This is a genomic window from Metallumcola ferriviriculae (genome assembly GCF_035573695.1).
Taxonomy (GTDB): Bacteria; Bacillota; JADQBR01; order JADQBR01; family JADQBR01; genus Metallumcola; species Metallumcola ferriviriculae.
In genome coordinates this window covers 2,631,633-2,657,911 of the sequence record NZ_CP121694.1, presented here as the reverse complement: position 1 = coordinate 2,657,911, position 26,279 = coordinate 2,631,633, and the positions used below count along the sequence as shown (strand labels likewise).

At 41.8% G+C, this 26,279-nt stretch carries 26 protein-coding genes and 1 pseudogene; 26 read left to right on the top strand and 1 reads right to left on the bottom strand.

Translation table 11 applies throughout. The features are described from left to right. Positions 1-184: 184 nt before the first annotated feature. Positions 185-715 (top strand): hypothetical protein, encoded by a 531-nt coding sequence (locus MFMK1_RS13220; protein WP_366922164.1) that lies wholly within the window; start codon positions 185-187, stop codon positions 713-715. A gap of 96 nt (positions 716-811) precedes the next feature. On the opposite strand, the gene MFMK1_RS13215 is transcribed toward MFMK1_RS13220, so the two are convergent. Next, the gene (locus MFMK1_RS13215) at positions 812-2,200 is read right to left on the bottom strand and encodes a phosphomannomutase/phosphoglucomutase (RefSeq protein ID WP_366922163.1); all 1,389 of its coding nucleotides are present in this window, start codon (positions 2,198-2,200) and stop codon (positions 812-814) included. A 223-nt stretch (positions 2,201-2,423) separates the two neighbouring features. Here MFMK1_RS13215 and MFMK1_RS13210 point away from each other — a divergent pair, with 223 nt between their 5' ends. From MFMK1_RS13210 to istA, 25 genes and pseudogenes are all read left to right on the top strand, one after another. After that, the gene (locus MFMK1_RS13210; RefSeq protein WP_366922162.1) at positions 2,424-2,675 is read left to right on the top strand and encodes a toxin-antitoxin system protein; all 252 of its coding nucleotides are present in this window, start codon (positions 2,424-2,426) and stop codon (positions 2,673-2,675) included. Next, positions 2,672-3,010, top strand: a complete 339-nt coding sequence (locus MFMK1_RS13205; protein WP_366922161.1) for a type II toxin-antitoxin system PemK/MazF family toxin — start codon at positions 2,672-2,674, stop codon at positions 3,008-3,010. Before MFMK1_RS13210 ends, MFMK1_RS13205 begins: the two co-directional genes overlap by 4 nt. A 266-nt stretch (positions 3,011-3,276) precedes the next feature. Beyond that, positions 3,277-3,504 (top strand): DUF1659 domain-containing protein, encoded by a 228-nt coding sequence (locus MFMK1_RS13200; RefSeq protein WP_366922160.1) that lies wholly within the window; start codon positions 3,277-3,279, stop codon positions 3,502-3,504. A 94-nt stretch (positions 3,505-3,598) separates the two neighbouring features. Further along, positions 3,599-3,820, top strand: a complete 222-nt coding sequence (locus MFMK1_RS13195; RefSeq protein WP_366922159.1) for a DUF2922 domain-containing protein — start codon at positions 3,599-3,601, stop codon at positions 3,818-3,820. Between the two features lie 66 nt (positions 3,821-3,886). Then, positions 3,887-4,105: a hypothetical protein gene (locus MFMK1_RS13190; RefSeq protein WP_366922158.1), complete on the top strand. Its 219-nt coding sequence runs from the start codon at positions 3,887-3,889 to the stop codon at positions 4,103-4,105. A 106-nt stretch (positions 4,106-4,211) separates the two neighbouring features. Continuing rightward, positions 4,212-4,763: a hypothetical protein gene (locus tag MFMK1_RS13185; protein WP_366922157.1), complete on the top strand. Its 552-nt coding sequence runs from the start codon at positions 4,212-4,214 to the stop codon at positions 4,761-4,763. A gap of 229 nt (positions 4,764-4,992) precedes the next feature. Further along, complete coding sequence (locus tag MFMK1_RS13180) at positions 4,993-6,729, top strand: S-layer homology domain-containing protein (protein ID WP_366922156.1); 1,737 nt, start codon at positions 4,993-4,995, stop codon at positions 6,727-6,729. Positions 6,730-6,885: 156 nt separating this feature from the next. Further along, the gene (locus MFMK1_RS13175; protein WP_366922155.1) at positions 6,886-9,216 is read left to right on the top strand and encodes an O-antigen ligase family protein; all 2,331 of its coding nucleotides are present in this window, start codon (positions 6,886-6,888) and stop codon (positions 9,214-9,216) included. 12 nt (positions 9,217-9,228) lie between these two features. After that, the gene (locus tag MFMK1_RS13170) at positions 9,229-10,566 is read left to right on the top strand and encodes a GumC family protein (RefSeq protein ID WP_366922154.1); all 1,338 of its coding nucleotides are present in this window, start codon (positions 9,229-9,231) and stop codon (positions 10,564-10,566) included. Positions 10,567-10,587: 21 nt separating this feature from the next. Continuing rightward, on the top strand, positions 10,588-11,283 hold the full coding sequence (locus tag MFMK1_RS13165) for a CpsD/CapB family tyrosine-protein kinase (protein ID WP_366922153.1): 696 nt from the start codon (positions 10,588-10,590) through the stop codon (positions 11,281-11,283). A 25-nt stretch (positions 11,284-11,308) separates the two neighbouring features. After that, positions 11,309-12,088 (top strand): tyrosine-protein phosphatase, encoded by a 780-nt coding sequence (locus tag MFMK1_RS13160; protein WP_366922152.1) that lies wholly within the window; start codon positions 11,309-11,311, stop codon positions 12,086-12,088. A gap of 138 nt (positions 12,089-12,226) precedes the next feature. Further along, entirely contained in the window at positions 12,227-13,063 is an 837-nt protein-coding gene (locus MFMK1_RS13155) for a YveK family protein (protein ID WP_366922151.1), read from the top strand. A gap of 69 nt (positions 13,064-13,132) precedes the next feature. Then, positions 13,133-14,959 (top strand): polysaccharide biosynthesis protein, encoded by a 1,827-nt coding sequence (locus MFMK1_RS13150; RefSeq protein ID WP_428846308.1) that lies wholly within the window; start codon positions 13,133-13,135, stop codon positions 14,957-14,959. A 132-nt stretch (positions 14,960-15,091) separates the two neighbouring features. Then, complete coding sequence (locus tag MFMK1_RS13145; RefSeq protein ID WP_366922149.1) at positions 15,092-15,235, top strand: four helix bundle protein; 144 nt, start codon at positions 15,092-15,094, stop codon at positions 15,233-15,235. A gap of 74 nt (positions 15,236-15,309) precedes the next feature. Then, complete coding sequence (locus tag MFMK1_RS13140) at positions 15,310-15,921, top strand: sugar transferase (protein WP_366922148.1); 612 nt, start codon at positions 15,310-15,312, stop codon at positions 15,919-15,921. 49 nt (positions 15,922-15,970) lie between these two features. Further along, positions 15,971-16,825, top strand: coding sequence for an NAD-dependent epimerase/dehydratase family protein (locus tag MFMK1_RS13135; RefSeq protein ID WP_366922147.1), 855 nt, complete (start codon positions 15,971-15,973; stop codon positions 16,823-16,825). A 23-nt stretch (positions 16,826-16,848) separates the two neighbouring features. Beyond that, complete coding sequence (locus MFMK1_RS13130; protein WP_366922146.1) at positions 16,849-17,619, top strand: glycosyltransferase family 2 protein; 771 nt, start codon at positions 16,849-16,851, stop codon at positions 17,617-17,619. 79 nt (positions 17,620-17,698) lie between these two features. Continuing rightward, on the top strand, positions 17,699-18,931 hold the full coding sequence (locus MFMK1_RS13125) for a glycosyltransferase (RefSeq protein ID WP_366922145.1): 1,233 nt from the start codon (positions 17,699-17,701) through the stop codon (positions 18,929-18,931). 3 nt (positions 18,932-18,934) lie between these two features. Beyond that, on the top strand, positions 18,935-19,954 hold the full coding sequence (locus tag MFMK1_RS13120; RefSeq protein ID WP_366922144.1) for a polysaccharide biosynthesis protein: 1,020 nt from the start codon (positions 18,935-18,937) through the stop codon (positions 19,952-19,954). Beyond that, on the top strand, positions 19,954-21,063 hold the full coding sequence (locus MFMK1_RS13115) for a capsular polysaccharide biosynthesis protein CapF (RefSeq protein ID WP_366922143.1): 1,110 nt from the start codon (positions 19,954-19,956) through the stop codon (positions 21,061-21,063). The genes MFMK1_RS13120 and MFMK1_RS13115 overlap by 1 nt, the downstream gene beginning before the upstream one ends. A gap of 3 nt (positions 21,064-21,066) precedes the next feature. Beyond that, entirely contained in the window at positions 21,067-22,191 is a 1,125-nt protein-coding gene (wecB, locus tag MFMK1_RS13110) for a non-hydrolyzing UDP-N-acetylglucosamine 2-epimerase (protein WP_366922142.1), read from the top strand. Between the two features lie 36 nt (positions 22,192-22,227). Continuing rightward, positions 22,228-23,340, top strand: coding sequence for a hypothetical protein (locus MFMK1_RS13105; protein WP_366922141.1), 1,113 nt, complete (start codon positions 22,228-22,230; stop codon positions 23,338-23,340). A 23-nt stretch (positions 23,341-23,363) separates the two neighbouring features. Then, a complete protein-coding gene (locus MFMK1_RS13100) occupies positions 23,364-24,638 on the top strand; it encodes a glycosyltransferase family 4 protein (RefSeq protein ID WP_366922140.1) in 1,275 nt (424 codons plus the stop codon). 10 nt (positions 24,639-24,648) lie between these two features. Further along, positions 24,649-25,026, top strand: a pseudogene (locus MFMK1_RS13095) (glycosyltransferase family 2 protein); the annotation flags it as partial. Between the two features lie 245 nt (positions 25,027-25,271). Further along, positions 25,272-26,102, top strand: a complete 831-nt coding sequence (istA, locus tag MFMK1_RS13090; RefSeq protein ID WP_366922139.1) for an IS21 family transposase — start codon at positions 25,272-25,274, stop codon at positions 26,100-26,102. The last annotated feature ends 177 nt before the right edge of the window (positions 26,103-26,279 follow it).

Genomic DNA, 26,279 nt, shown 5'->3' with positions numbered 1-26,279 from the left:
AACAAAAGTTCGCATAGCTGGCAGGAAATGTCATCTCGACGCAGAAGTAATAGGAAATGAATATAAGGCGAGGTGATTTTTTATGGGCATGTTAGTTTTGTGGGCCCCTTTTCTAGGTGCAAATTAGTTGTTAACTTGCCTAATCTAGTGTAAAATTATGGTACGATTAAGGAGGTCCACAAAGGTGAGTGATAATACTGTGCTAAGCCAAATATTAGCTGAGCTAAAAGACTTGCGTCAAGATTTTGGGTCGCTCAAACAAGGTCAAGTTGAATTAAAAAGCGTCACCAACGAGCTAAAGACCGACGTGAGTGAGCTAAAGGCAGACGTAGTTGAACTGAAAACCGACGTGAGTGAGCTAAAGGCAGACGTAGTTGAACTGAAAACCGACGTGAGTGAGCTAAAGGCAGACGTAGTTGAACTGAAAACCGACGTGAGTGAGCTAAAGGCAGACGTAGTTGAACTGAAGACCGACGTGAGTGAGCTAAAGGCAGACGTAGTTGAACTGAAGACCGACGTGAGTGAGCTAAAGGCAGACGTGGTTGAACTAAAGACCACTGTCAATAAATTAGAAACTAACTTCAAAGAACTTAATCGAAAAACAGATGCAATTTTCCAAGAAACAGCCGGTTTGATTGAATTTAAAACTGAAACCAACGAACGTCTTGAAAAACTTGAAGACGACGTGAAGTTGCTAAAGAAACTAGTAATATAGAACTAGTAATATAGCGATAAAAGTGTCACTTATTTGCTGTCACTTATTGGTGCCTGACACCAATAAGTGACAAATAAGTGACACTTATTTTTTACCCTAGTCCCCCCACTGGAAATCGCCAATCTCGGCAAATTGCATCAGCTTTTCTTTCACAACGCCGCTGATAAACTCTAAGTCTGCCGGGGTTTTGCCCTCGCAGCGAGCGACAATTACCGGCTGGGTATTGGAGCATCTGATTAGGCCCCAGCCGCCGGGGAAGAGTACCCGCGCGCCGTCGATATCGATTACTTTATAATCCTGCTTAAAGTCCGCCGCTACTTGTTCCACTATATCGAACTTGCGGCTGTCCGGGCAGTCAATGCGGGTCTCCGGGGTGGCGTGATATTCTGCCACATCGGCCAGCATTTCAGATAGGCTGCGCTTATCATTACTCAATATCCTCAGCAGCCTGCCTGTAGCGTAAAGCGCATCGTCAAAGCCGTAAAACTCATCGGCAAAAAACATATGCCCGCTCATTTCTCCGGTAAAGACTGCCTTTAACTCCTTCATCTTGGCCTTAATGAGAGAGTGGCCCGTCTTATAAAACACCGGCCTGCCGCCTAGTTTTTCCACTTCATCCACCAGGGCTTGAGAGCATTTAACCTCGATGATGGCATCAGCACCGGGGTGTTTTTTCATAATTTCCCGCCAGTAGAGGATCATCAGCGTGTCGCCCCAGATGATAGTACCCTTTTCATCCACCGCGCCGATGCGGTCCGCATCACCGTCAAAGGATACACCCACATCAGCGCCCACCTCTGCCACCTTCTTAATTAAATCCTGCAGATTCGCTGTTTTTACCGGGTCTGGATGATGATTGGGGAAGGTGGGGTCAGACTCACAGTAGAGACATTCCACCTCACAGCCCAGCCGCCGCAGGAATTCCGGCGCAAAGTCCGAGGCCGTGCCGTTGCCGCAGTCCACCACTACTTTCAGCTGCTGAGGCCCGAGCTTAATCTTTTCAGCCAGCATATCAAGATAATCTTTCACCGGATTCTTCTCCACTACCGTGCCCGAGCCGCTTTCAAAGTCATCCGCTTCAATCAACTGCCGCAGCTTCTGGATTTCGTCACCATAGATTGTGCCCGGCCCCTTATCGCCCGAAATCTTAAAGCCGTTGTAATTAGAAGGGTTATGGCTGCCGGTAATCATCGCACCGCCCGGCATATCATAAAGCACCCGGGCGTAATAAAAGATCGGAGTAATCACCTCGCCAATATCCACCACATTGCAGCCAGTAGACACCAACCCAGCCACCAGCTGCTGCCGAATAGCCGGCGAGCTCTCCCGGTTATCCCGGCCCACCACCGCCTGATCGAATCCCTTCCTTAATATATACGTCCCGATTGCCTTACCCAAAAGCCCGACAAATTCATCAGTCAGTTCGTCACCCACAATGCCGCGGATATCGTACTGCCTGAACACCTCATTATTTATTTTTCGCATCAAATTCCTCCTTAAAAAAATACTCTTTACTAATTGTTACCACTTATGGTTTTATTATTTGGCCGTTTGGCAAAATAGTCCTTCTCTTAGCCAAGGTTTTTTTTATTAACTCCGGGTATCCTGAAAGGAATAAGAACCAACTTTTATGATCTATATTGCATCAAACGCTACACTATTGTATACTATATTGTAGATAAAGCAGGTTACAAAGGGGGTATGTCTTATGGGCACCACCACTGTCAGGATTAGCCGGGCCGCTCTGGAAACCTTGCGGCAGCTTGCCGGCCGAGCCGGTGAGCCAATACAGGAAATACTTGATAAAGCAATTGAAGAATACCGTAGAAAACAGTTTCTTGAAGAGGCGAATAAAGCCTATGCGGCCTTAAAGAACGATTCTCAGGCCTGGCAGGATGAGGTAATGGAAAGAGAAACATGGGATAGTGCCCTTAAAGATGGATTGGAGGATGAAAAGTGAAGCCGTCTCAAGGGGAAATTTGGGTGGCGGACCTCAACCCGGCCCGCGGTCATGAACAGGCGGGGAAACGACCCTGCTTGATTGTATCAGTAGATTTATTTAACCATGGTCCAGCAGGGCTGGCTGTGGTTATGCCTATTACTACCAGGCGAAAAGGTATTCCTTTTCACGTGGAAATCGGGCTGACAGAATCAGGCTTGAGAGAGATAAGCTTCATCAAGTGTGAGGATATCCGTTCCATTTCCACCGAAAGACTTACAGGCCGGTTGGGGAAGGTATCCCAACATACTCTGGAGTTGGTCCAAGAGCGGTTGCGGATTCTGATGGGTTTGTAAATACGCTAAAGCTCTATCATATGAAAAAGCTTCCTGGGTAAATGAAAGCCCGGGGTTTTTTAAACACAGCAGACAACCAAAATTTTTAGCTTTCCACACGGGTATTCACCATTTTGGACAATCCACTGCCAAAAAGGAGTAATTTTGAAACAACTTTACAGTTAATACAGCCGCTATCGGCGCAGCCGCCGTTCAAAGCGGCTTTTTTCTATCCCTTTTTTCTGCCGTAAAATAAGAGCATCGGACAAAGAAGGGAGGTGTTTTCCATGGCAGTAACAAGTACTATTGCCGAGTCCAGTCTGCTTTTAATGTTGCAGACCGGCACCGACGCAGCGGGCAATCCGCAGTTTGATAACAGAACATTTAGGCGGGTGCGACCGGTAGCGTTGGACCAGGATGTTTATGATGTGGCCGTGATTATCGCCGGTTTGCAAAACGACACCCTGGCCGCGGTGCAGCGCGTCAACGAAAACGACCTGGTAATGACCATCTAGCACTTTTACTACCCGGGGCCGGGCAGGGCTTCCGTAAACAGTCAGCAATTTCGCCCGAACCATGGCCCCGACAAATGAGAAGGGGGGGAATACCTTGATTACCAAAAACCTGGAATTAATCTTCCAAACCAGCACTGGCCGCCGCAGTACCATCCGCATCCCAAATCCTAAAGATACCCTTACCGCCGCCGAGGTGCAAACGGCCATGAACGACATTATTGGTAAAAATGTCTTCCATGTAGACGGTTCAAGCTATACCGGCATCCTGGGAGCACGCATTGTTACGCGTGATGTTTCCGAACTTCAGGTAATTTAGCAACCGAGGGAGCGGGCAGTATCCGCTCCCTTATTTATTACTTACCCCCGGAAAGGAGTAATAATGATGCCCCAGATACAATTTATGGCCTTTTTGGACCCGAGAAAGAAAAAGTGCTGCTGCTGCGACCGTACCATGATGCTGACCAGGAAAATAAACTTTCTGGATGAAGAAGGACGCCTGGTAGGGGACTTAGAGCTTTGCAGCGGTTGTGCGGACACCCTGGCCGAGGTACTTAACGTAGGTAAAGAAGTGGTGGAAAAAGAATGGGTTTTTGAGCAGTAAGAGAAGTTTCCAACAGCTGACAAACTTTCCTGAACATCCAAACATTTGTCCCAATACAATATAGCATGTGGAATTATTCCTAAACAATGAAAGCGAGTGAAGTGATTTGGAAACCTTTGATCTTGCCGGCAGGTGGCAGGAAATTGTCTGCATGATACCGACCTATCTGCCGGACATAGGCAACTGCAGCGAACTGTGGCTGAGCGGCGGCGCCAAGATGCAGCAGCCGGTGAAAGTAGAAAGTCTGCTGAAAGCCCTGGCCAAAGTCTTTGCTTTGGATCTGACTACATTAAAGCAAATCCAGAAGCAGATACTCAAAAAGGGTAAATTAGTGCCCTTGCCCATCATCTCCCGGTTAGTGCTGATACCGGTAAAGGTGCGCAATCAGATGCTGCCCGGCGACGGCACCATCGGCTACGTGGCCTATCGCTTTGTTGCCGGCTTTGAACCGATTAATGAAGAGGACTTTAAAAGCAGTATTGCTTTAGAAAACGGCCAAACCCTAAAAACATTTCATACCGCCAGGACCTTAGATGAGCGTACCCATCAGGCAGAAATCGTACTGCAGCATTACAAGCAGCTATACCAACTGCCCACCCGGGACAGCGGCAGCGACTGCCATAATTTTAATTGTCCTTTTATGAAAAACAACAACTAAAACATTCGACAAAACTGACCTTAGGCTGATAAGAGCCTGGGGTTTTTTATTTTGCCCAACCCCGATTTCCTTGCTGAAAAACTTCCTATATATCATTAGTAAACCCTTATCATACTTTAACTAATATATTTATTTCGCTGCCATAGTAAAAAAAGGGAAAAATTCTGTCCAATTTTTTCCTTTTATGGTAGAATAGACACTGTATACTATGGAAAGGAGGTGAAAAGAGATGAGTTTAAGTAGGTTACGACTAACGGCAGGCAATGTTTGTCTGGTGTTATTCTTCGCTTTCCTCTTTTCCGGTTTCTGGGGCGGAATTAATTCGGCGTATGCTATGCCGGCTCCCCCGCAGGTTACTGCTTATGGCAGTACGGCTGAGGTTGTGGAAAACCAAAGCACGCACAAAGTGGATTTAACCTTCCAGTTTGTTATCAGTTCACCGCAAGATTTTGAAAGCGTCTGGGCCGATATTTATAACGGCGACGATACAGCCATAGCAGAGGGTGTTTATTTCAACCAGCAGGGTGTGGTGCAGGAAGCTTACAGTCAAGTTTACGGTCAGGTATACGCCTTTACGTATTCTTTTGGGCATTCCGTATATGATCCTTATATTATCGTACGCAGCGCATATGACAATTCGATGGAAACCGTACATTTTCCTGAAGGAGAGTACGAACCCCCGGAATCCGGTGGCGGTGGCGGCGGTGGCGGAGGCAGCTCCGCACCCGAAACGGTAGAAACCGAGGAAACGGACACCGGCACTGTCTTTACCGATCCGGATGGCAGCGTTACCGTATCGTTAAGTACCACCAAGGTAGAGGAACAGCTGGCTGCTGATCCCGAGATGACTGCAATCGCTGTAGAGCTTCCCCAAGTGGAGGATGGCCCGACGGCACTTCAGCTTCCTACCGGTTTGGTCAACTCCTTGGCTAACGGTGGTAAGGAACTGATTGTACGCAGCCAAGGTGTGGACTTTACCATACCCCCTGCGGCCCTTCAGGTGCCTGAAGTTGCAGATCAGATTGCTGCAGGTAAGGATGTGCAGATCAGACTGAGCATCAGCAATCTTCCTAGTGAAGAAGCTGCAGCAGCTTTTGACGGTCTGACGGACGAAGCCAGGGAAGGAAAGCAGTTCCTGGGTCGGGTACAGCAGTTTGAAGTTGCGGTGATGGCTGACGGTGAGGAAGTTTCCGGTATCAGTCGTTTCAATCGTCCGTTGAGATTAGCTTTGGCTTATGACGATGCCGATACGGCAGGTGTTGACGAAGCGACGCTCAATGTCTACCAGTTGGTAGATGGCGAAGCGGTATTTGTCGGTGGTAAGGTGGATGCTGACAATAATCTGGTTATCGCCAATCTTAACCACTTCAGCAGCTATGCCATTATGGCTTACGCCAAGAATTTTGCTGATTTGGCCAACCACTGGTCTAAGCAGGATGTTGACCTAATGGTGAGTAAGTATGTGGTCACCGGTTATCCCGATGAAACATTTAGACCGGATACCAATATCACCAGAGCTGAGTTTGCCGCATTACTGGTACGTGCCTTGGGACTCGATGTCGTCCAGCCCGAAGCAGCCGCATTTACCGATGTGGCCGCCGAAGAATGGTACTTTGAGGCGGTAGCAGCAGTTAAGGCTGCCGGTTTGTCATCAGGTTACCCGGATGGTACCTTTAAGCCCAATAAAACCATTAACCGTCAGGAAATGGCAGCCATGGTTGCCAACGCACTGACGGCCAGCGGTTACCAAGCAGACTTGACTGAAGCAGAGATTTCTGCTGCTTTGAAAGAGTTTGCCGATGGTGCCGAGGTTGCCGGCTGGGCCCGGTACGGTGCAGCACTCGCTGTATCTGCAGGTATTGTTCAGGGTCGCGGAGCAGATAACTTCGCACCCGAAGGATTGGCCTCTAGAGCCGAGTCTGCAGTAATGCTGAAACGCATGATGCTGCTAGCAGATTATCTCTAAAAAAGTAAATACCAAAGACACCTGTCTGGTTAATGGACGGGTGTCTTTTTTACATAATTTTCATTTATTGGCAGGAAATAAACAAAACCCTGTCGAATTGTCCCCTAAACTCTAAACTAACTTAATATATTACTCTGACAATACTTGGAGGTAACTATGGCTCGAACAGCGCCTCAGTTGAAGCATAAAACACCATTAAACATCAATTTCAAGGCCTTTAGTAGCTTTGGCCTCATTTGTATTCTCTTTTTTTCACCGCTTTTTCGCGGCTTATTTTTTGCGCAGGAATATCTTCCCGCAGTTATGGCAGTGGCAGTGGTATTTTTTTTGGCTGCAGCTCATCGCTGGAATACGCGCCAGGGAGCCGCTATCAGCAGTTACCTGGATATAGCAGTAATCGCTTACCTAATTTTCTACCTAGTCAGTCTGATGAACGCCGTATCCATCCATGACGCCATAACCACAACACTAAAAGTAGCAGCATATGTCCTAATCTATTGGACAGTATCAAGAAGCATAGAGAAAGAAAAAGATGCCTTGACGCTTCTGAATGCCCTTTTTGCCGGAGGATTGGCTGTGGCAGCAGTGGGATTAGCAGCTTCCCTGGGGGTGTTTGATTATCCCGGCGCCTTTAACGGCAAGTACATTCTTTCTACCTTTCAGTACCCCAATACCCTGGGTGCAGTGATGGGTGTCACCTCGGTGTTGGGCTTTTTCCTCTGGGTACAAAGCAGTAATAGTTGGCTGAAGCTATATTACTCTATTGCCGTGGTGCTCCAGGGGATAACTCTGGTAGCGGCTTATTCCAAAGGGGCATTGATGCTTTATCCGCTGGCCATGGTGATGCTGCTGCTGGGTACGCCCCGGGAATATTTTTGGCAGATGTTCGCCAATCAGGCGGCGGCTCTTGTTACGGTGATGCTGGCCTCACGGTTTTTCTTTCCCGCTATGGTGGACGGCTGGGGAACCTATCAAGCATTGATATTGGCCGCAGCGATACTCGCTATTATCACCTATAATGTCCTGGCTGACGTGATGGCGAAGATAATTGATCGTTTTGATCCCACGGAAAAGACCAAGACCATCATGGCCTGGGGTATTATGATCTATTTATGCCTGGTGGTAGGCGGCTACATAATTTACTCATCCCAGGTGCTGCCCAATGTTTATGCCCAGTTCCTGCCTGCTTCAGTGGTTAATGAGATGAACTCTATCCAAAGCACCGATATCAGCCAGGTGGGCCGCGTGAATATGTATCAAGACGCCTTTGCCATGGTGAAAGATTATCCCATCTTTGGTACCGGCGGCGGCGGTTGGAATGCGCTTTACCACCTCTATCAAGATGAGCTTTACTGGACCACTGAAGTACATAATCACTTTCTGCAAACATGGGTAGAAAGCGGCAGCATTGGTTTTCTTGCCTATATCTTCATTTGGATTTTCGCTCTTATTTATATCTTTCGTATTTTCCGCTGGCGCTGGCGCGGCTTAGGGCCTGATCAATGGCTGAAGGTCTGGACTTTGACCAGCGCCATTACCGTGCTTGGTGTCCACAGCTTTATGGACTTTGACTTATCATTACCTGCTGTCAGCATCATCCTTTGGGCACTTTTCGGTATCCTGCAGGGAATAGCGGCACTCTACATCGCCGGGGATTCCTGGTTTAGCATCCCCGAGATTAAATTAACGCCGCCGTGGTGGTTGATGCCGGTGGCCGCACTAATAATCACCCTGGCCTTATTTATTCCCGCCAACTTCATGTACCGCGCCGGAGTGACGGCGGCCCAAGGGGCCAGGGCCATGGCAGCCCAGGAGCTTTACGCTGCCAGAGATTACTTAGAAAAAGCGCATCGATTAAACCCCTGGCAGCCAAACTATCTGGCTGATTTAGCCCAGGTAAACGCCGCCATCGGCCTAAAAGCTAAAGATGCAGAAAAAAGAGTGCAGGCCCGGAAAATTGCCGGAGAAGCCGCGCTAAAAGGCAAATACAGCGTGCCCGTGCAGCAGGGCCTGGTAAATGCTTACCTATTACTTGACGATATGGCGGAAGCATTGAAGCATACTGAAAGAATTGTGGAAATAAATCCGCTGGATGTTAATAGTTACGAGATACTAAGCCGCTCCTATTACACATCCGGGGTACGGCTGCTAAAAGAAGGCCGGCGGGATAAGGCACTGCTGATGATCGAGCAGGCGGTGGAGCTGCCGCGACAGCTGGAGCAAAAGATAGCTTCCATCAGTCCCGACCCGGCAGTGCGCTGGCAGGGAAGAGAACTGGCGCCGACGCCATTATTAAAGCTGACCCAGGCCCAGGGGTATCTCTTACTGGAGAATTATTGGCAGGCACACGCCATTTTCTTAGAAATAAAGGATGATGAGCAGTTTGGCCCCAGGGCGTTACAGATGGCTCAGGAAGCAGAAGCAGTGCTATATGGACAAAAGGATCGGAAAGACATCCTGCAATTATTGGGCATATCAGACAGCTAGGAGGTAAGGAGAATGACCGAAATAGAGAAACAGCGAGAGGAATTAGCTGATGAGTTTGAAATAGACCTGCGGGAAATATTAAAGGTGCTTCTTAAGTGGAAGTGGCTAATTATAGCCCTCACCATTTTGGCGACCGCCACCAGCGGCGTGATGAGCTTTTTCGTGCTGCCGCCGGTGTACCAAGCAAGGACACAGCTGTTGGTGCGGCAGGCCAGTCAGACCCAGACTTTAAATAAAGATATCTCGAACCTTGAGGATGTAGTAAATACAGTTTCCCAGATACCGCAGATGACCATGAAAAACTATGTCAGCCAGGTAAAAAACCAGGGCCTGCTGACCAAAGTTATTGACGAGCTAGAGTTAGATAAGAGCCTTTATAATGTTTCCTCCCTGGGCCGGATGATTAGCGTCTCCGCCATATCCGATACCAATCTGATCCAGATTACCGTCACCAATAGCGACCCGCATCTGGCCGCTAAGATCGCCAATACTTTAAGCGGGGAGTATGTCAAGTTTATTACTGATACTATTCAAGAGCAGATGAACCAATCAGTGGACTTTATGCAGGAATTGATCGATGACGAGGAAGTAAAACTCGAGGTGGTCAGCAAAAAGCTGAGAAACTTTCAATCCCAGCCCCGCAGTGTCGAGTTTTTGGATAGTGAAGTGAAAAGCGTCACCGCAAACTTAGCGTCCTATCGTTCCAAATACTATGCCTTGCAGGTAGAGCTAGAACGCTACCATACCGGTGTCGCCCGTATTAATTCCCAGCTTGAGGAAGTGCCGGAAACCCTCACTTACCAGGAGGTTGCCCCGGTTCCTACTGCAGGCGGTGATACCATCGTTGAAGTGCAAAATCCCAATCCCGAATACAGTGCGCTGGTGGCCAAACTCCAGGAGCGTCAGGTAATATTGATAGAAAAGCAGGCAGAATTAAGCTCGGTAGAGCGCACCATCGGCAGTCTGCAAAAGGAACTGGTCGGCTTGCAGGCCGACTTGGCAGAAAAAAGGGCCAAGGAAAATAATCTCACTCGCGAATTAGAGCGCCATGAACAGACCTACGCCCTATTACTTGAAAAAATGACCCAGACCCAATTGGCCAAGTCCATTGATATCGGCCAAAATACCCTGCAGATAATGTCACCGGCGGTAACCCCGGTTAATCCAATTAAACCCAATAAGCAGATGAATATAGCCATTGCCGTGGTGCTGGGTATAATGCTGTCGGTATTTTTAGCATTCTTATTGGAATTTTTTGATACCAGTGTGAAATCAGCGGCAGACCTGCAGAAGCGTACCGGACTGCCGGTATTGGGCAGTGTGCCCGCCCACGAAAACGACCTTGGCTAGTGACCTTAAGGAGATGGTGATATGTTTTCATCCCAGCAAAAATCAAAGAAGGAACGCTGGCTGGTAACCTACAAGCAGCCAAAGACCGCTGCTTCAGAGGCCTACCGCTTAATTCGCACTAATCTTAAATATTCCCAGGCCAGCGGTCAACTTCAGAGCATCATGTTTACCAGTGCCGGCCCCGGTGAAGGGAAATCCACCACCGCCGCCAATGTGGCGGTGACTATGGCCCAAGCCGGTCAAAAGACGCTGGTGATAGACTGTGATATGCGTAAACCGGTACAGCATAAGATTTTCGGTCTCACCAATATCATGGGTGTTACCAATCTGTTGGTAGAGCACCTGCTACCGGAAGAGGTCATTCAAGAGACCGGTATTTATGGCCTCAATGTAATCACCTGCGGTCCCATTCCACCCAATCCGTCCGAACTATTGGGGTCAGAGGGAATGAAGGACTTTCTCCAAAATATCCGTGGTACTTATGACCAGATTATAATTGACTGCCCGCCGGTAATTGCCGTGACAGATGCGATGGTGGCCGGTGCTTTAGTAGATGGAGTTGTCCTGGTAGTCAAGGCCTACGATTCCAATGTAGATATGGTCAACGAAGCGAAGAAACTGTTAAATAGCGCCGGTGCCAAAGTCATCGGTGCCGTACTAAATAAGGTAAAAGCCAAAGGCAAAGATTATTATTACTACCACTATTATGATTCGTGAACAGCATAGAAAGGGAGGTCCAAAGATGATTGATATTCACTGCCATATACTACCCGGTATTGATGATGGAGCTAAAGATATAGATACAGCAGTAGAAATGCTTCGCATCGCTGCCGCTGATGGTATTAAAGAGATAATTACCACACCGCATTACGAGGATATCAGATACCATCCAACAAAAGCAGAAATAGCGGCCAAACTTGAGTTGATCCGCCCCGAGGCAGAGAAATTAGGCATTACCCTCTACCCGGGTATGGAGGTCTACCTGACACCTGAGACCCCGCGTGACCTAAAAGAGGGAAGGCTTAATACCTTGGCCGGCAGCAAATACTTATTGGTAGAATTTCCTTTCCAAGAGATACCGCCCTATGCTGATAAAGTGATTTTCGAGATTATGCTGCAGGGGATAATTCCCGTGATTGCCCACCCGGAGCGAAATGGTGGGATTATCGCTTACCCTAACTGCTTAGTAAAACTATTGGATAAAGGGGTGCTCACTCAGGTAAATGGCGGCAGTCTCTTGGGCTGCTTTGGTCAAGAGGTGGGGTCATGTGCTAAAAAGCTGGTGAAGCATGGAATGGTGCATTTTTTAAGCAGTGATGCGCATAGTGATAAAAGGAGGACACCCCTGCTGTCGGAGGCGGTAGATAAGCTGAAGGAAATAGCGGGTGCCGATACAGCGGCAAGATTATTAAAAAACAGCCAAAAGCTGCTTAACAATGAGACCATAACATCATCGCATCAGCCGATTACCAGGAAAGCAGCACTTATTACTTCCTTACTACGAAGAATTAATGTATTCTAACATGAGGTTTTACAGCACATCTAGTGGCAACTACCCTTATATGTAACCAATTTCACAAATTGGGAGGAAAACCGCGGATAATGTAGAATATCAATGTAATAGTTATAGAATAATTGCAATAATATTGGAGGCATACGAATGGCGGAGCACGAAAAAGAATATTACCAAGATGAAATAGACTTGCGGGAAATCATTCTTGTATTATTTAAGTGGAAATGGTTGATCATCGGCATTACTATCGCAGCAATAATTGCGGCAGTGGTGGTAACAGGGCTAATTACACCGGTTTATCAAACTTCAGCGAAATTGAAATTAGGAAACTATACCGGCTCGGATTATACCAATACAACTCTGGCAGCACAAGTACTGACCGCGCCGGATACGCTGCAGCAGGCAGCAGAAAAAGCTGATTCCGAATTAAGCGGACAAACACTGAGCGCTAAAGTGACAGCCAGCCCGGTTAAGGGCTTAAATGTAATCGATTTAACTATCAAACACAGCAACCCTGAAGAAGCAGCTGCAATTCTTAACAAACTAATGGCAGTTTACGCCGAACTAGAACAGGAAGATATTGCAGATGATAAAGCGAATATAGAAGAAGAAATGGCTGCAGTGGGAACAGAAATTGGCACCACCCAAGCGACTATCGATTTAGCGAAGCAAGCAATCGAAGAACTTAACAATAATACGTCCTTATCCTCAATAGAGAGGGCTTTTATCCAGACTAATCTTTACAGCGAACTTAGGTCAAATCAGGAAACAAGGCGGAGCTTATCTGAGGAGCAACGCAATTTACAAGAAAACCTTGAGAATATAAAGAGCAGTAAAGTGCTTACAACTGCCGTCGTTCCTAACGTTCCTGTTAAACCCAACGGTAAGCTAAATGTGGCAATTGCCGCGGTGCTGGGTCTGATGGCAGGAGTGTTTTTGGCCTTTGCAATCGAGTATTTTAAGGACTTTAACTTATCTGATTAATTATTGGGTTGGTGTTACGAAATAGGGGTGTTATCTGTGGTTAGTAGAGTTAGACGTATAATCGCTTTAATGCTGGTTGATGCAGTCTTGATCAATTTGGCTATGTATTTAGCTTTAATATTACGATTTGACGGGTTCTCTAAAATTCCCGCGGCCCACTTGGCTTCGTCCTATCAACTCCTACCGTTATTCACAGGCGTCCTGGTGCTGACCTTTTATTTTACCGGTCTTTATAACCGTTTGTGGAGATATGCCAGCATTGGTGAATTACTGGCGGTAACCTCCACTGTATCTTTAGGGTCTGTAATTGCTATTGCGGCAGCCTACTTTTTTAGTGCAGGCACTCTGCAGTTTTCCCGGGGAGTATTTGTCCTGCAATGGCTGCTAAATGTCTTTCTAATCGGTGGTTCGCGTTTAGGATGGCGGCTATTGAGAGACTACGGCTTAAAGCCGGGGCCGACCAAGGGTGGCAAACCGATACTAATAGTTGGTGCCGGTGACGCCGGAGCGATGGTGGCCAAAGAACTAAAAAACCACTATAACGGCCAGATTAATTTAGTTGGTTTTATAGACGATGATCCCTCTAAAAAGAAGCTGCAAATATTAGGAAGCCTGGTCTTAGGCGGCCGTGAAGAAATTCCTGATATAGTAAAGCAGCATGGTGTGCAGGAGATTGTGCTGGCGATGCCCTCAGCAGAAGGCAAGATGATTCGAGAAGTAGTTGAGATCTGCCACAAGACAGATGCCGGTGTTAAGACAATTCCCGGGATGTATGACTTACTTGAAGGCAATGTAACGATAAACCAGATTAGAGAGGTGCAGGTAGAAGATTTACTTGGTAGAGCGCCTGTCAAGGTAGATTTAGATAGTATTTCGCATTACCTAAAAGGAGAAGTTGTTCTCCTTACCGGTGCCGGCGGTTCCATCGGTTCAGAGTTATGCCGCCAGGTTGCCGGCTTTTCGCCCAAGAAATTACTGCTGTTAGATGTATCGGAAAATAATGTTTATGATATCGAGATGGAGCTTAGCAATAGCTTTCCCCAGCTGGATATTTATCCTATTGTCAAAGATGTCAGAGATGAACAGGCAGTGGAACAGGTATTTAAACTGCATAACCCAAAAGTAGTGTTCCATGCTGCAGCGCATAAGCATGTGCCCTTAATGGAAGTCAATCCCGAAGAGGCCATTAAGAACAATGTCATGGGTACATATAATGTAGCCAGTGCTGCGGATAAGTTTGGTGCAAATAAATTTGTCTTCGTCTCTACCGACAAAGCGGTTAACCCGACCAGTATTATGGGTGCTTCTAAGCGTGTAGCGGAAATGGTTATCCAACATCTAGATACGGTAAGCAGCACCAATTTTGTAGCCGTGAGGTTTGGCAATGTATTAGGCAGTAGGGGGAGCGTAGTTCCCTTATTCAAAAAGCAAATTGCCGAAGGCGGCCCGGTTACCGTCACCCATGAAGAAATGGTCAGATACTTCATGACCATCCCAGAAGCAGTACAACTGGTAATACAAGCAGGTGCAATGGCCAAGGGCGGCGAGATCTTCGTACTTGATATGGGAGAACCGGTGAAGATTATGGACCTTGCTGAAAGTTTGATTAGGTTGTCCGGTTTCGAACCGCAAGAAGATATCGAAATAGTCGTCACAGGGATAAGGCCGGGGGAGAAACTTTACGAAGAACTGCTGACTGATGAAGAAGGGGTAAATGCCACAAATCATAAGCGGATTTTTGTTGCTAGACCTCATGATATAAATGGTAAGTTGATAGAAGAAAGGGTAAATAACTTAAGAAAAGGGATTACCCCACGCAATAAATATGAGACCGAAGGGTTTTTGCAGACTTTCCTTCCTGAATTTAGAAACGATGAAAGCAAGATGACTGGATAACAACCTGGTGTAAAAGGAGAGTATACAATGCCGGTTGAGGATAATTCCCAACAGCATTTTGAAAATTGAATGGGGGCACTGTGTGTCCCTTATTTTGTTTTCCGGTAGTAGTTTCACTAAAAACGTGGTTCTTTGGAGGAAACGAAGTATCAGTTGCTATTAGCAAAAGATTTGAGATATATAGATGAAGTAGTTTACAAAGAAGTTTACAGGAGAATGGATGAAGTTGGTAGATTGCTTGGCGGACTGATTAAAAGTTTATCAAGTGGACAGTAGAAAGTTGGACAGGAAAAGATTTTGAACTTCCTGACTAACTGACCAACTAAATTGCAAATTCGGAGGTTAACAATATGTATCTAAAAATAAAGCGCCTAATTGATATAATTTTATCTGCGCTCGGCCTAATCATCCTTTCTCCGATATTTGCAATCCTAATCATCGCAATCAAGGTTGACTCCCCTGGGCCTGTTCTCTTTAAACAGAAGAGAGTCGGGATTCATAAGAGTCATTTTCATATATTGAAGTTTAGAACAATGAGGATTGATACGCCGAAGGACACGCCAACTCATCTTTTAGAGAATCCAGATCAGTGGATTACAAACGTTGGTAAGTTCTTAAGAAAGACAAGCCTAGACGAGTTACCGCAGATCATTAACATCTTTAAAGGTGAAATGAGTATCATCGGCCCAAGACCTGCGCTTTGGAATCAGTATGACCTGATTGAAGAAAGAGACAAATACTGTGCAAATGACGTGCCGGTTGGTCTTACAGGTTGGGCGCAGATTAATGGTAGAGATGAGTTACCTATAGAAATTAAAGCTAAGTTGGATGGAGAGTATGTTCAGAGAATGAGCCTTATGATGGACGTTAAGTGCTTCTTTGGGACAATCATTGCAGTATTCAAAAGCGATGGAGTATTAGAAGGAGGCACAGCAAGTAAAGACAAGGGGAAGAGTTTTTAATCTTTTCCCTTCCAACATACCAACTTTCCAACTTATACGAGGTGAAGTAATGAAGCGAGTACTAATTACCGGAAAGAACAGTTACATAGGTACATCTTTTGAGAATTGGCTCATGAGAGAACCTGATAAATATAAAGTAGATACTGTTGATATGAAAGATGGATCATGGAAAGAGAAGGACTTTAGTCAATATGATGTTGTGTTTCATGTAGCCGGGATAGCTCATGTTTCATCTGATCCAAAGATGGAAGACCTCTACTATAAAGTGAATAGAGACCTTACGATTGAAACTGCTGAGAAGGCCAAGGCAGAAGGTGTAAAGCAGTTCATTTTTATGAGCAGCATTATAGTCTATGGTGATAGCAGCAGCAAGAGAATCATTGATAAAAATACAGTTCCAACACCGAGTAACTTCTATGGAAATAGTAAGCTGCAGGCTGAGGAAGGAATCAAGCATTTAGAGTCCGATGACTTCAAGACTGTGGTGCTTAGACCGCCTATGATTTATGGGAAAGGGTCTAAAGGGAACTATCCTAGACTCGCAAACATGGCTAAGAAGATAGCGGTATTTCCTGACTTCGATAATGAGCGCAGTATGCTTCATATAGATAATCTTTGTGAGTTCATAAAAGTCATGATAGAACATGAGGAAAGCGGGTTGTATTTCCCTCAGAACAAGGACTATGTGAAGACCAGTGAACTGGTTAGTACGATTGCTGAGGTTCATGGGAAGAAGATTTGGATGATCAGTTGGATGAATTGGCTCATTAGAATGATGTTTGGTATAGGAGTAGTTAATAAGGTATTCGGCAATTTGGTTTATGAGAAGTCAATGAGTGACTATGATAAGGCGAATTACCGAATTAGATCATTTAGAGAATCTATTGAGTTGACGGAGAAATAATTAGGAAGGGTAGGTAAATTGAAATGAGGGAGACGACCAATAAATCCAATCATTTAGTATCTGTAATTACTCCTGCATACAATTGTGCAGAGTACATAGAAGAATGTATAGGAAGTGTCTTAAATCAGACATATCAGAACTGGGAAATGATTATCGTTAATGACAAATCAACTGATAACACACAATTTATTGTAGAGTCTTATGCAAAGAAAGATCCTAGAATCAAATTGTTTAACCAAGAAAAGAATGCAGGAGCTGCAGCTGCAAGAAATAAAGCGTTAGAATTATCGCAAGGTAGATTTGTTGCTTTTTTGGATTCTGATGATACTTGGAAGCCAAATAAGTTAGAAAGACAGCTTGAATTTATGCTTGAAAACAAATATGGGTTTACTTTTACTTCGTATGAAATTATGAGTGATAAACCTTTAGATAAAAAGAAAATTTTTAAAGTGCCAGAGAAGATTAACTATAATAAATATCTTAAAAACACAATTATTGGCAACTTAACAGTTGTTATGGATAAAGAAATACTCGGTGATATAAGAGTAGAAGTAGGATATTTAGAAGATGTATTAACTTGGATGAAATATTTAAGAGAAGGTCATATTGCCTATGGGTTAGATGAGAACTTAGCAATGTATAGAGTCGCAGAAAATTCAGTGTCTAGTAATAAATTTAAGAATGCAAAGAGATATTTTTGGTGCTTAAGAAAAAAACAGAAATTGTCATTGATGAAGAGTATAAATTGTCAGATAGGATACATGTTTAATGCTACGAAGAAGAGGTTGTTATAGAAGTTTTAGACTAATGATAGAGAGAATATTTTGAGGTTTAAGAAGTTTTATTATTTGAATGAGATTTGGAGTGTAGCTAATGAATGTTTTGTTTTTAGGTGGAGTTTTTGATAACACAATAGAAAATGAGATTCTTAAAAAATCAAAAGGGACAGTACATTATGCTGCTAATAAGCTTCAGTGGAATCTTATTGATGGATTACTTGCGATAAATAACTTGAATCTTGAGATATTGTCAGCACCTTTTATCGGCACTTTCCCTAAAGAGTATGAAGATATTCAATATAAAGGACAGAAATCTATTTATAAAAATGTAGTTGAGAGTAATTATGTTGGTTTTAATAATATATGGGGATATAGGAGTATCTCTAGGAAAAGCAATTTAATTAAAGGCATTAAAAGTTTTGCTACTAATAGAGTTGATAATAAGGTGATTTTTATTTATTCTCCTCACACTCCGTTTTTACAAGCAGCAGTTTATGCAAAAAAAATTGATCCAACTATACACATATGTCTAGTTGTTCCAGACTTACCTCAATTTATGAATCTGAATGACAAACGAACTTTAATTTACGATAGATTAAAGAAAATCGATATAGATATTTTTGAAAAGAATTCGAAATTTGTAGACTCCTTTGTCTTACTGACTGATCCAATGAAAAAAATGTTAAACGTAGGAGAGAGACCCTATGTTGTTGTTGAGGGAGTTGTAAATATAGAGAGCAGCAATAATGAAGAACCAACTGATGATATCAAAAGTACAGATAGTATGACTGTGGTTTATACAGGCACACTAAACAAGAAATTCGGTGTAGTAAGCTTAGTTGAGGCCTTCCACAATATAAATATCAAAAATGCTCATCTCAAAATATGTGGTAGAGGAGACTCAGAAGAAATTATTAAGAGTTATGCCGCTAAAGATGAAAGGGTTATTTTTTTAGGCCAATTACCAAATACAGAAGCAGTTAAGCTCCAAAAAAGAGCAACTGTACTAGTAAACCCTAGACAGAATAATGAAGAATTTACTAAGTATTCATTCCCATCAAAGAATATGGAGTATCTATTAACAGGCAGACCTGTAATTGCATATAAACTAGATGGAATACCTGATGAATATGATAAGTATTTTCACTATGTTGAAGATGATTCGATAGATAGCTTTACTAAAAAAATTGAAGAAATTTTGTTAATGGATGAAGATAGCAGAAGTGAATTTGGAGATAGAGCTAGAACTTATGTGCTGAATGAGAAAAATAACATTTCAGCAAGCCAAAAAATAATTGAGATGATTCAAGAGAGTAGGAGTAGATAGAGAATGTTTAAAGATAAAACTTTATTAATTACAGGTGGAACAGGATCTTTTGGGAATGCAGTTATGAAAAGATTCCTTGATACAGATATCAAAGAAGTCCGAATTTTTTCTCGTGATGAGAAGAAACAAGATGATATGAGAAAGATTTATAAGAATGATAAATTGAAGTTTTATATTGGAGATGTTAGAGATCTTTCAAGCGTTAAAAATGCTATGCATGGAGTAGATTATATTTTTCATGCAGCTGCTCTTAAGCAAGTACCTTCTTGTGAGTTCTTTCCACTTGAAGCAGTGAAGACCAATGTGCTTGGCACAGATAATGTACTTACAGGTGCAATCGAGATGGGAGTCAAAAAAGTTATCTGTCTTTCAACTGACAAGGCAGCTTATCCTATTAACGCTATGGGAATCTCGAAAGCTATGATGGAGAAAGTATTTGTTGCAAAATCTAAGACAGTTGATTCAGAAAGAACACTTATCTGTGGTACGAGATATGGTAATGTAATGGCTTCAAGAGGTTCAGTAATTCCGTTGTTTATTGATCAGATTAAGAGTGGACAAGCTTTGACAGTTACAGATACTAATATGACAAGATTCTTGATGAGTTTAGAAGAAGCGGTTGAACTTGTTGTGTTTGCATTTCAAAATGCTGAAGCCGGAGATATTATGGTTCAGAAATCCCCAGCATCAACTATCGGAGATTTAGCTAAAGCAGTTAAAGAAATATTTAATGCAGACAATGAAATCAAAGTAATCGGTACTCGTCATGGAGAGAAGCTTTATGAAACGCTCCTTACAAAGGAAGAACATGTTGTATCTAAGGACATGGGGGGGTTCTATAAAGTACCTGCTGATAAGAGGGATCTAAACTATGACAAATACTTCGTTGAAGGAGATCAAAAGCTATCCTCTGAAGATGAGTACAATTCTCATAATACAGAAAGGCTTAACATAGAGCAGATTAAAGAAAAGCTACTTCAGCTTGATTATGTAAGAGAACAATTGGAAAGTTGGGATAGATAATGAAGATTTTAGTCACTGGGGCAAAGGGCTTCATAGGAAAAAACTTAATAGCAGAGCTCAGAAATAGAAAATACACTGAGATTTTTGAATATGATCGAGATACAGATTCTTCTCTACTTGATGAGTATTGTAAAGAGGCTGACTTTGTGTTTCATCTCGCGGGAGTTAACCGTCCAAAAGAACAATCTGAGTTTATGGAAGGCAACTTTGGTTTTACCTCCGATCTATTAGATTCTCTTAAGAAACATAATAACACCCGCCCGGTGATGATTTCGTCTTCTATTCAAGCTGAGTTAGATAATCCTTATGGTGAAAGTAAGAAAGCAGGGGAAGATCTTTTGTCTGCATATGGTAAAGAAACTGGTGCAAAAGTGCTTGTGTATAGATTTCCTAATGTTTTCGGGAAGTGGTGCAGACCAAACTATAACAGTGCAGTGGCGACGTTCTGTCATAATATTGCTCATGACTTACCTATTAAAGTGAATGATCCGAGTGTAGTGATGAATCTTGTTTATATAGATGATGTAGTTAATGAATTGATTAATGCATTAGAAGGAAATGAAAACAAAGTAGATTCATTCTGTGAAGTTTCTGTGGTACATACTATAACACTTGGTGAAATAGTAGAATTAATTTATTCGTTTAGGAAAAGTAGAGAAGATAGGTCAGTTCCAAATATGTCTGATGCGTTTACAAAAAAGCTCTATAGCACATTTCTAAGCTATTTACCAGAAGACGAGTTTAGTTATGACTTAAAGATGAATGTGGATCAGAGAGGGTCTTTCACCGAGGTCATCAAAACGCCTGACCGTGGACAAGTTTCGATTAATATCTCAAAGCCCGGAATTACAAAAGGTAACCATTGGCACCATACCAAGAATGAGAAGTTCCTAGTTGTAAGTGGTAAAGGTGTCATTCGATTTAGGAAGATTGATTCAGATGAAGTACTAGAGTATTTCGTAAGTGGTGACAAGATGGAAGTTGTTGATATACCAACTGGCTACACACACAACATTGAGAATCTTGGAAATACCGACATGGTTACCATCATGTGGGCCAATGAACCGTTTGACCCGGAAAAGCCGGACACTTATTACTTGGAGGTTTAATAGATGAAGAAACTAAAAGTGATGACAGTCGTTGGAACCAGGCCAGAGATTATTAGACTGTCAGCTACTATCAATAAATTAGAAGAATCAGAAGCAATAGAACACATCCTTGTACACACAGGGCAGAATTATGATTACGAATTAAATGAAGTGTTCTTTAAAGACTTCAATTTGAAAAAACCGGATTATTTCCTTAATGCAGCTACCGGAACAGCAGTGGAAACTATAGGGAATATCCTTATTAAAATAGACCCGATTATGGAAGAGGTAAAACCAGATGTCTTCTTGGTCCTTGGAGATACCAATAGTTGTTTATGTACGATAGCAGCAAAAAGAAGACATATACCGATATTCCATATGGAAGCAGGAAATAGATGTTTTGACCAAAGAGTACCAGAAGAAACCAATAGAAAGATTGTCGACCACATTGCAGATATCAATTTAACTTATAGCGATATTGCTAGAGATTATCTCTTAAGAGAAGGCCTTTCTGCAGATAGAGTAATTAAGACTGGTAGCCCGATGTTTGAGGTTCTTAATTCTAGAAAAGAAGATATCGAGAAGTCAGATGTTCTTGAAAGATTAGGATTAGAAGAGGGTAAATATTTTGTTGTGTCTGCTCATCGAGAAGAAAACATAAGTTCTAAGCAAAACTTTATAGATCTTGTAGAGAGTTTAAACACGATAGCCGAAAAATATCAGATGCCGTTGATTGTAAGCACACACCCAAGAACAAGAAAAATGATTGAAGCTAAAGGCATTGAGTTCAATCCATTAGTTAAGACAATGAAACCTCTTGGATTCAATGATTATGTGAAACTTCAGAAGTATGCTAAAGCTGTTTTGAGTGACAGTGGAACAATCAGTGAAGAGTCTTCAATTGTTGGATTTAAAGCACTGAATATTAGACAAGCTCATGAGCGACCTGAAGCGATGGAAGAGGCATCAGTGATGATGGTAGGACTTAAAAAGGAGAGAATTTTTCAAGGGCTAAAAATACTTGAAACACAAGAGAAAGACACATTGAGGTTGGTTGCAGATTATAGTATGGCTAATGTGTCTGATAAAGTGTTGAGAATTATTTTATCTTACACAGATTATGTGAATAGAGTTGTTTGGGAAAAGTAAAATTTTGACTATATATTTATAATGGGGAGATTAACAATGAATAACAGAAATGCATATATAGAAATCACAATTTTAATTCTAGCGAGTTTCTCTCCGCTGTTATCACAACCTATTAAAGCAGCATTAGTATTGATGCTTTTAGTAGTAAATTTTAAATATCTGCTAAAATTTAGAAAAAATAAAATCATTACACTAGGAATATTTATCGCAATTTTTACCTTAAGCTTAGCTTTGGATTTAAGAAATATATCTTCAATATCGCAAATGAACATATTAAATCTATATTTTCCTATGTGTATACTTTTAGGTTATGTTATCAGTGAAAAGTATACATTAACTAGATTCTATTATCTTTTGGACAAAATAATAATTGTTTTAGCCGTGTTTTCTTTAATAGGTGTATTAATATATACTTTTATTCCTAATTTAGTAACTTATTTGCCTTCATATAACTACTATCATACAACACATAGAACCGCTTATATTTTCAATGTATTAACGAATGGGCCAAATGGCATTTTAAAAAGGAATGCAGGTATAGCATGGGAACCAGGTGCATTTCAGTTCATTGCAAATCTAGGAATTTATGCATATTTAAAGACTAATAAAAAAATTAGCTTATTTAGGATTGGAATTTATGCTTTGGCTATAATAACAACTAGATCTACGGCTGGAATTTTAATTTTCATGGCAGTAACGTTTAAGTTATTTATAGAAGATAAGAAAGCTAGGGTTTTGATATTATCATCAGTGCTAATCTTCGGAGGATTAATTTTAGAGGAGCTTATATACCAATTTAGGTATAAGCTATTTGGAAGTTTTGCATTTGAGATTAGGTTGCAACCTCTATTACATGCCTTTAATGAAGGAAAGAACTATTTCATGGGAATGGGTAATAGTGGTTTTGACATTTATTATAGAAACGTAACTACGCCTCCGTGGGATTCGTTTGGACAGATTTTTATTAGGTATGGATATCCATTGTTTATATTTATAATTTTTCAGTTACTTAGATTAATCAAAAATCAGAAAGTATTATTTATCATCCTAGTAATTACCTTAAGTAGTCAAAATATATGGTTCTTTCCACTTGTTACACCGTTTTATTTTTCTTTCAACAAAAATGAGATAGGAGAGTTTAATTTTTAAAATAATAATATTGTAGGTGAGGCATGATGAATATCTTATGGTCAATTAATATACCATTACCAGAAGCAAGTCAATTAATGGGGGAGAAACCATCGCCATTTGGTGGTTGGTTAATAAATGCATCAAAAGATTTAGCAAATAAGGAAGGTATAGAACTATCTATAGCATTTCCAAGTAATAAGGATAGTAAATTCAAAGAACTAAAAGGAGAAAAGATAAACTACTACCCGTTTATCCCAGTTAAAGAAACCGACAATAAAGTTATTGAATATAATGAATCATTCGAAACATTATTAAATAAATTAAAGCCAGATATTGTCCATATCTATGGAACTGAGATACCACATACTCTATCTATGGTTAATACCTGTAATGAATTAAATACAAAAACAGTAATATCCATTCAAGGATTAGTATCAATAATAGAAAAACATATGTATTCTAACTTGCCTGTACATGCTGTTTATGGTAAAACATTTAGAAATATTTTAAGAAAAGATAATGTGAGTGGATTAAAAAGACTTTTCAAAAATAGAGGGAAAAATGAGATCGAGGCTTTAAAAAAGACAAATCATATTATTGGCCGAACAACATGGGATAAAGCCTGTATAAACCAAATAAATCCAGAAGCTAAGTATCATTTTTGTAATGAAACGCTTAGAGAACAATTTTATAAGCACCAATGGAATCTCAACGATTGTGAAAAACACTCGATCTTTTTAAGTCAAGGACAATACCCAATTAAGGGGTTACACTATATGTTAGAAGCAATGCCATTGATATTGAAAAAGTATCCTAATGCGAAAGTATATATAAGTGGAAAAGATATAACAAAATCAGACACCATAAAAGATCAGTTATTGATGACTTATTATGGTAAGTATATAAAGAAGATGATAAAAAAACTAGCATTAGAAAAAAATACTATTTTTACTGGACCGCTAGATGAGATAAGTATGTGTCATAGATATTTAAAGTCTCATGTATTTGTTTGTCCTTCTTCAATCGAGAATAGCCCTAATTCATTAGGAGAAGCGATGATACTAGGTGTTCCAAGTGTAGCCTCATTAGTTGGAGGCATTCCAGACATGTTAGTAGACAAAGAAGAGGGGTTTTTATATCAGCACGATGCTCCATATATGTTAGCTTATTATGTTTGCGAGATTTTTGAAAATGAAGATTTAGCTATAAAGCTATCTAATAATTCCAGAGCACGTGCGTTAAGAACTCATGATAGAGAATATAATAATAGAAAATTACTTGAAATATATGAAGAAATAGTTTCTAAAAGAAGTTGAAGGGAGAGAAATGATGCCAATAATAAGTGTAATTGTACCAGTTTATAATGTAGAAGAGTATATTCATAGATGCATAGATAGTATTTTGGCTCAAACCTTTAAAGAGTTTGAGTTAATTTTGGTTGATGATGGCTCTCCTGATCAAAGTGGGAAAATATGTGACGAGTATGCCTTAATAGATAGTCGTATTAAAGTAATTCATAAAAAAAATGGTGGATTATCAGATGCAAGAAATGCTGGGTTAGAGGTTGCGCAAGGAGAGTATATTGGTTTTGTTGATAGTGATGATTTTATTGAATCTGATATGTATGAAAAACTCCTTGAAGCTTGTAAAGAAAACAGTTCCCAAATAGCAATGTGTGGGCGCTATAATGTTCTAGGCGAAGAATTGCATCCATTATTTTCATTTGAAGGACATATGATATGGGAAAGTCGAGAAGCTATTGGAAACCTTTTGACATGGAATAATATTGATAGCTCAGCTTGTGATAAACTTTTTATGCGTATTTCGGCCGTATCCGGACACCCATTCCGGAAACATCCGGACAGCATAACGGCACATCCGGACACCTTGTCGATTAAATAAAAAAACTGGTACTCTTTTAATCAGATAGATTAAGGGGGGGCCAGACGATGAGGAGACTGGAGATGCTAAAAGTAAGAGAAATTTTAAGACTGAAGTACGAAACCGGACTATCTTTAAGAGAAATAGGCAAAGCAAATAACTGCGGCAAGACCACAGTTTCAGAGCTACTCGGGAGGGCCAAAAAAGCTGGGATCACTTGGCCGGTTGAGCTTAGTGACAAACAATTGATGTCAGCATTATACCCTCCAACGGAAAAAATGACCTCTCCCCCTGAACCCGATATGGATTATACCTTTCGTGAAATGAAGAAAAAAGGCGTTACGCTGATGCTTCTTTGGGAGGAGTATAAAGAAAAACATCGGGATGGGGTCATGTACACCCAATTTTGTGAGCGATACAGGAAATTCAAAAAGAATAATAACCTCTCAATGCGTAAAGAACATAAAGCCGGTGAGGAAATTGAAGTCGATTGGGCGGGTCAGACAATGTCCTATGTAGAGACATCTACAGGAGAAAAAAGATGTGCGTACATATTTGTCGCTGTGCTTCCGGCAAGCAGCTATCCTTTTGTATATGCCTTCGGGGATATGAAAGCACCAAGTTGGATTGATGCACATGTTAGAGCATTTGAATTCTTTAAAGGCGTTCCGAAAGTCACCATTCCTGACAATACCAAGACTGCAGTTACTAAGCCGGATCTTGTTGACCCTGTATTAAACAAAAGTTATCAGGAGATGGCACGGCACTATGGGACAACCCTTATCCCGGCTAGGGCCGCAAAACCAAAAGATAAAGCAGCAGATGAGAACATGGTAGGTAATGTATCTCGGAGGATAATCGCAACATATTGTCCATTTAAGATGGGTTCAAACAGTTGAAAAATGTGGCTATTTTGGTATCCTTATCCCATATATGGATCTCCCTTATTTTAGAGATTTGGGCAAGGACTACCCTATATCTCTATTATAAGGGATTTTTCTTGTTAAATCAGGGTTTTTCGACGTTTTTCTTTCAGTTTTCAACTGTTTTTCAGGGTTGACAAATTTGGTTTTTAT

Excerpts from the sequence above, each read along its gene's own strand:
- MFMK1_RS13215 (WP_366922163.1), bottom strand. The coding sequence starts at position 2,200 with ATGCGAAAAATAAATAATGAGGTGTTCAGGCAGTACGATATCCGCGGC.
- MFMK1_RS13210 (WP_366922162.1), top strand. The coding sequence starts at position 2,424 with ATGGGCACCACCACTGTCAGGATTAGCCGGGCCGCTCTGGAAACCTTG.
- MFMK1_RS13200 (WP_366922160.1), top strand. The coding sequence starts at position 3,277 with ATGGCAGTAACAAGTACTATTGCCGAGTCCAGTCTGCTTTTAATGTTG.
- MFMK1_RS13190 (WP_366922158.1), top strand. The coding sequence starts at position 3,887 with ATGCCCCAGATACAATTTATGGCCTTTTTGGACCCGAGAAAGAAAAAG.
- MFMK1_RS13180 (WP_366922156.1), top strand. The coding sequence starts at position 4,993 with ATGAGTTTAAGTAGGTTACGACTAACGGCAGGCAATGTTTGTCTGGTG.
- MFMK1_RS13175 (WP_366922155.1), top strand. The coding sequence starts at position 6,886 with ATGGCTCGAACAGCGCCTCAGTTGAAGCATAAAACACCATTAAACATC.
- MFMK1_RS13170 (WP_366922154.1), top strand. The coding sequence starts at position 9,229 with ATGACCGAAATAGAGAAACAGCGAGAGGAATTAGCTGATGAGTTTGAA.
- MFMK1_RS13165 (WP_366922153.1), top strand. The coding sequence starts at position 10,588 with ATGTTTTCATCCCAGCAAAAATCAAAGAAGGAACGCTGGCTGGTAACC.
- MFMK1_RS13160 (WP_366922152.1), top strand. The coding sequence starts at position 11,309 with ATGATTGATATTCACTGCCATATACTACCCGGTATTGATGATGGAGCT.
- MFMK1_RS13155 (WP_366922151.1), top strand. The coding sequence starts at position 12,227 with ATGGCGGAGCACGAAAAAGAATATTACCAAGATGAAATAGACTTGCGG.
- MFMK1_RS13150 (WP_428846308.1), top strand. The coding sequence starts at position 13,133 with ATGCTGGTTGATGCAGTCTTGATCAATTTGGCTATGTATTTAGCTTTA.
- MFMK1_RS13140 (WP_366922148.1), top strand. The coding sequence starts at position 15,310 with ATGTATCTAAAAATAAAGCGCCTAATTGATATAATTTTATCTGCGCTC.
- MFMK1_RS13135 (WP_366922147.1), top strand. The coding sequence starts at position 15,971 with ATGAAGCGAGTACTAATTACCGGAAAGAACAGTTACATAGGTACATCT.
- MFMK1_RS13130 (WP_366922146.1), top strand. The coding sequence starts at position 16,849 with ATGAGGGAGACGACCAATAAATCCAATCATTTAGTATCTGTAATTACT.
- MFMK1_RS13125 (WP_366922145.1), top strand. The coding sequence starts at position 17,699 with ATGAATGTTTTGTTTTTAGGTGGAGTTTTTGATAACACAATAGAAAAT.
- MFMK1_RS13120 (WP_366922144.1), top strand. The coding sequence starts at position 18,935 with ATGTTTAAAGATAAAACTTTATTAATTACAGGTGGAACAGGATCTTTT.
- MFMK1_RS13115 (WP_366922143.1), top strand. The coding sequence starts at position 19,954 with ATGAAGATTTTAGTCACTGGGGCAAAGGGCTTCATAGGAAAAAACTTA.
- wecB (WP_366922142.1), top strand. The coding sequence starts at position 21,067 with ATGAAGAAACTAAAAGTGATGACAGTCGTTGGAACCAGGCCAGAGATT.
- MFMK1_RS13105 (WP_366922141.1), top strand. The coding sequence starts at position 22,228 with ATGAATAACAGAAATGCATATATAGAAATCACAATTTTAATTCTAGCG.
- MFMK1_RS13100 (WP_366922140.1), top strand. The coding sequence starts at position 23,364 with ATGATGAATATCTTATGGTCAATTAATATACCATTACCAGAAGCAAGT.
- istA (WP_366922139.1), top strand. The coding sequence starts at position 25,272 with ATGAGGAGACTGGAGATGCTAAAAGTAAGAGAAATTTTAAGACTGAAG.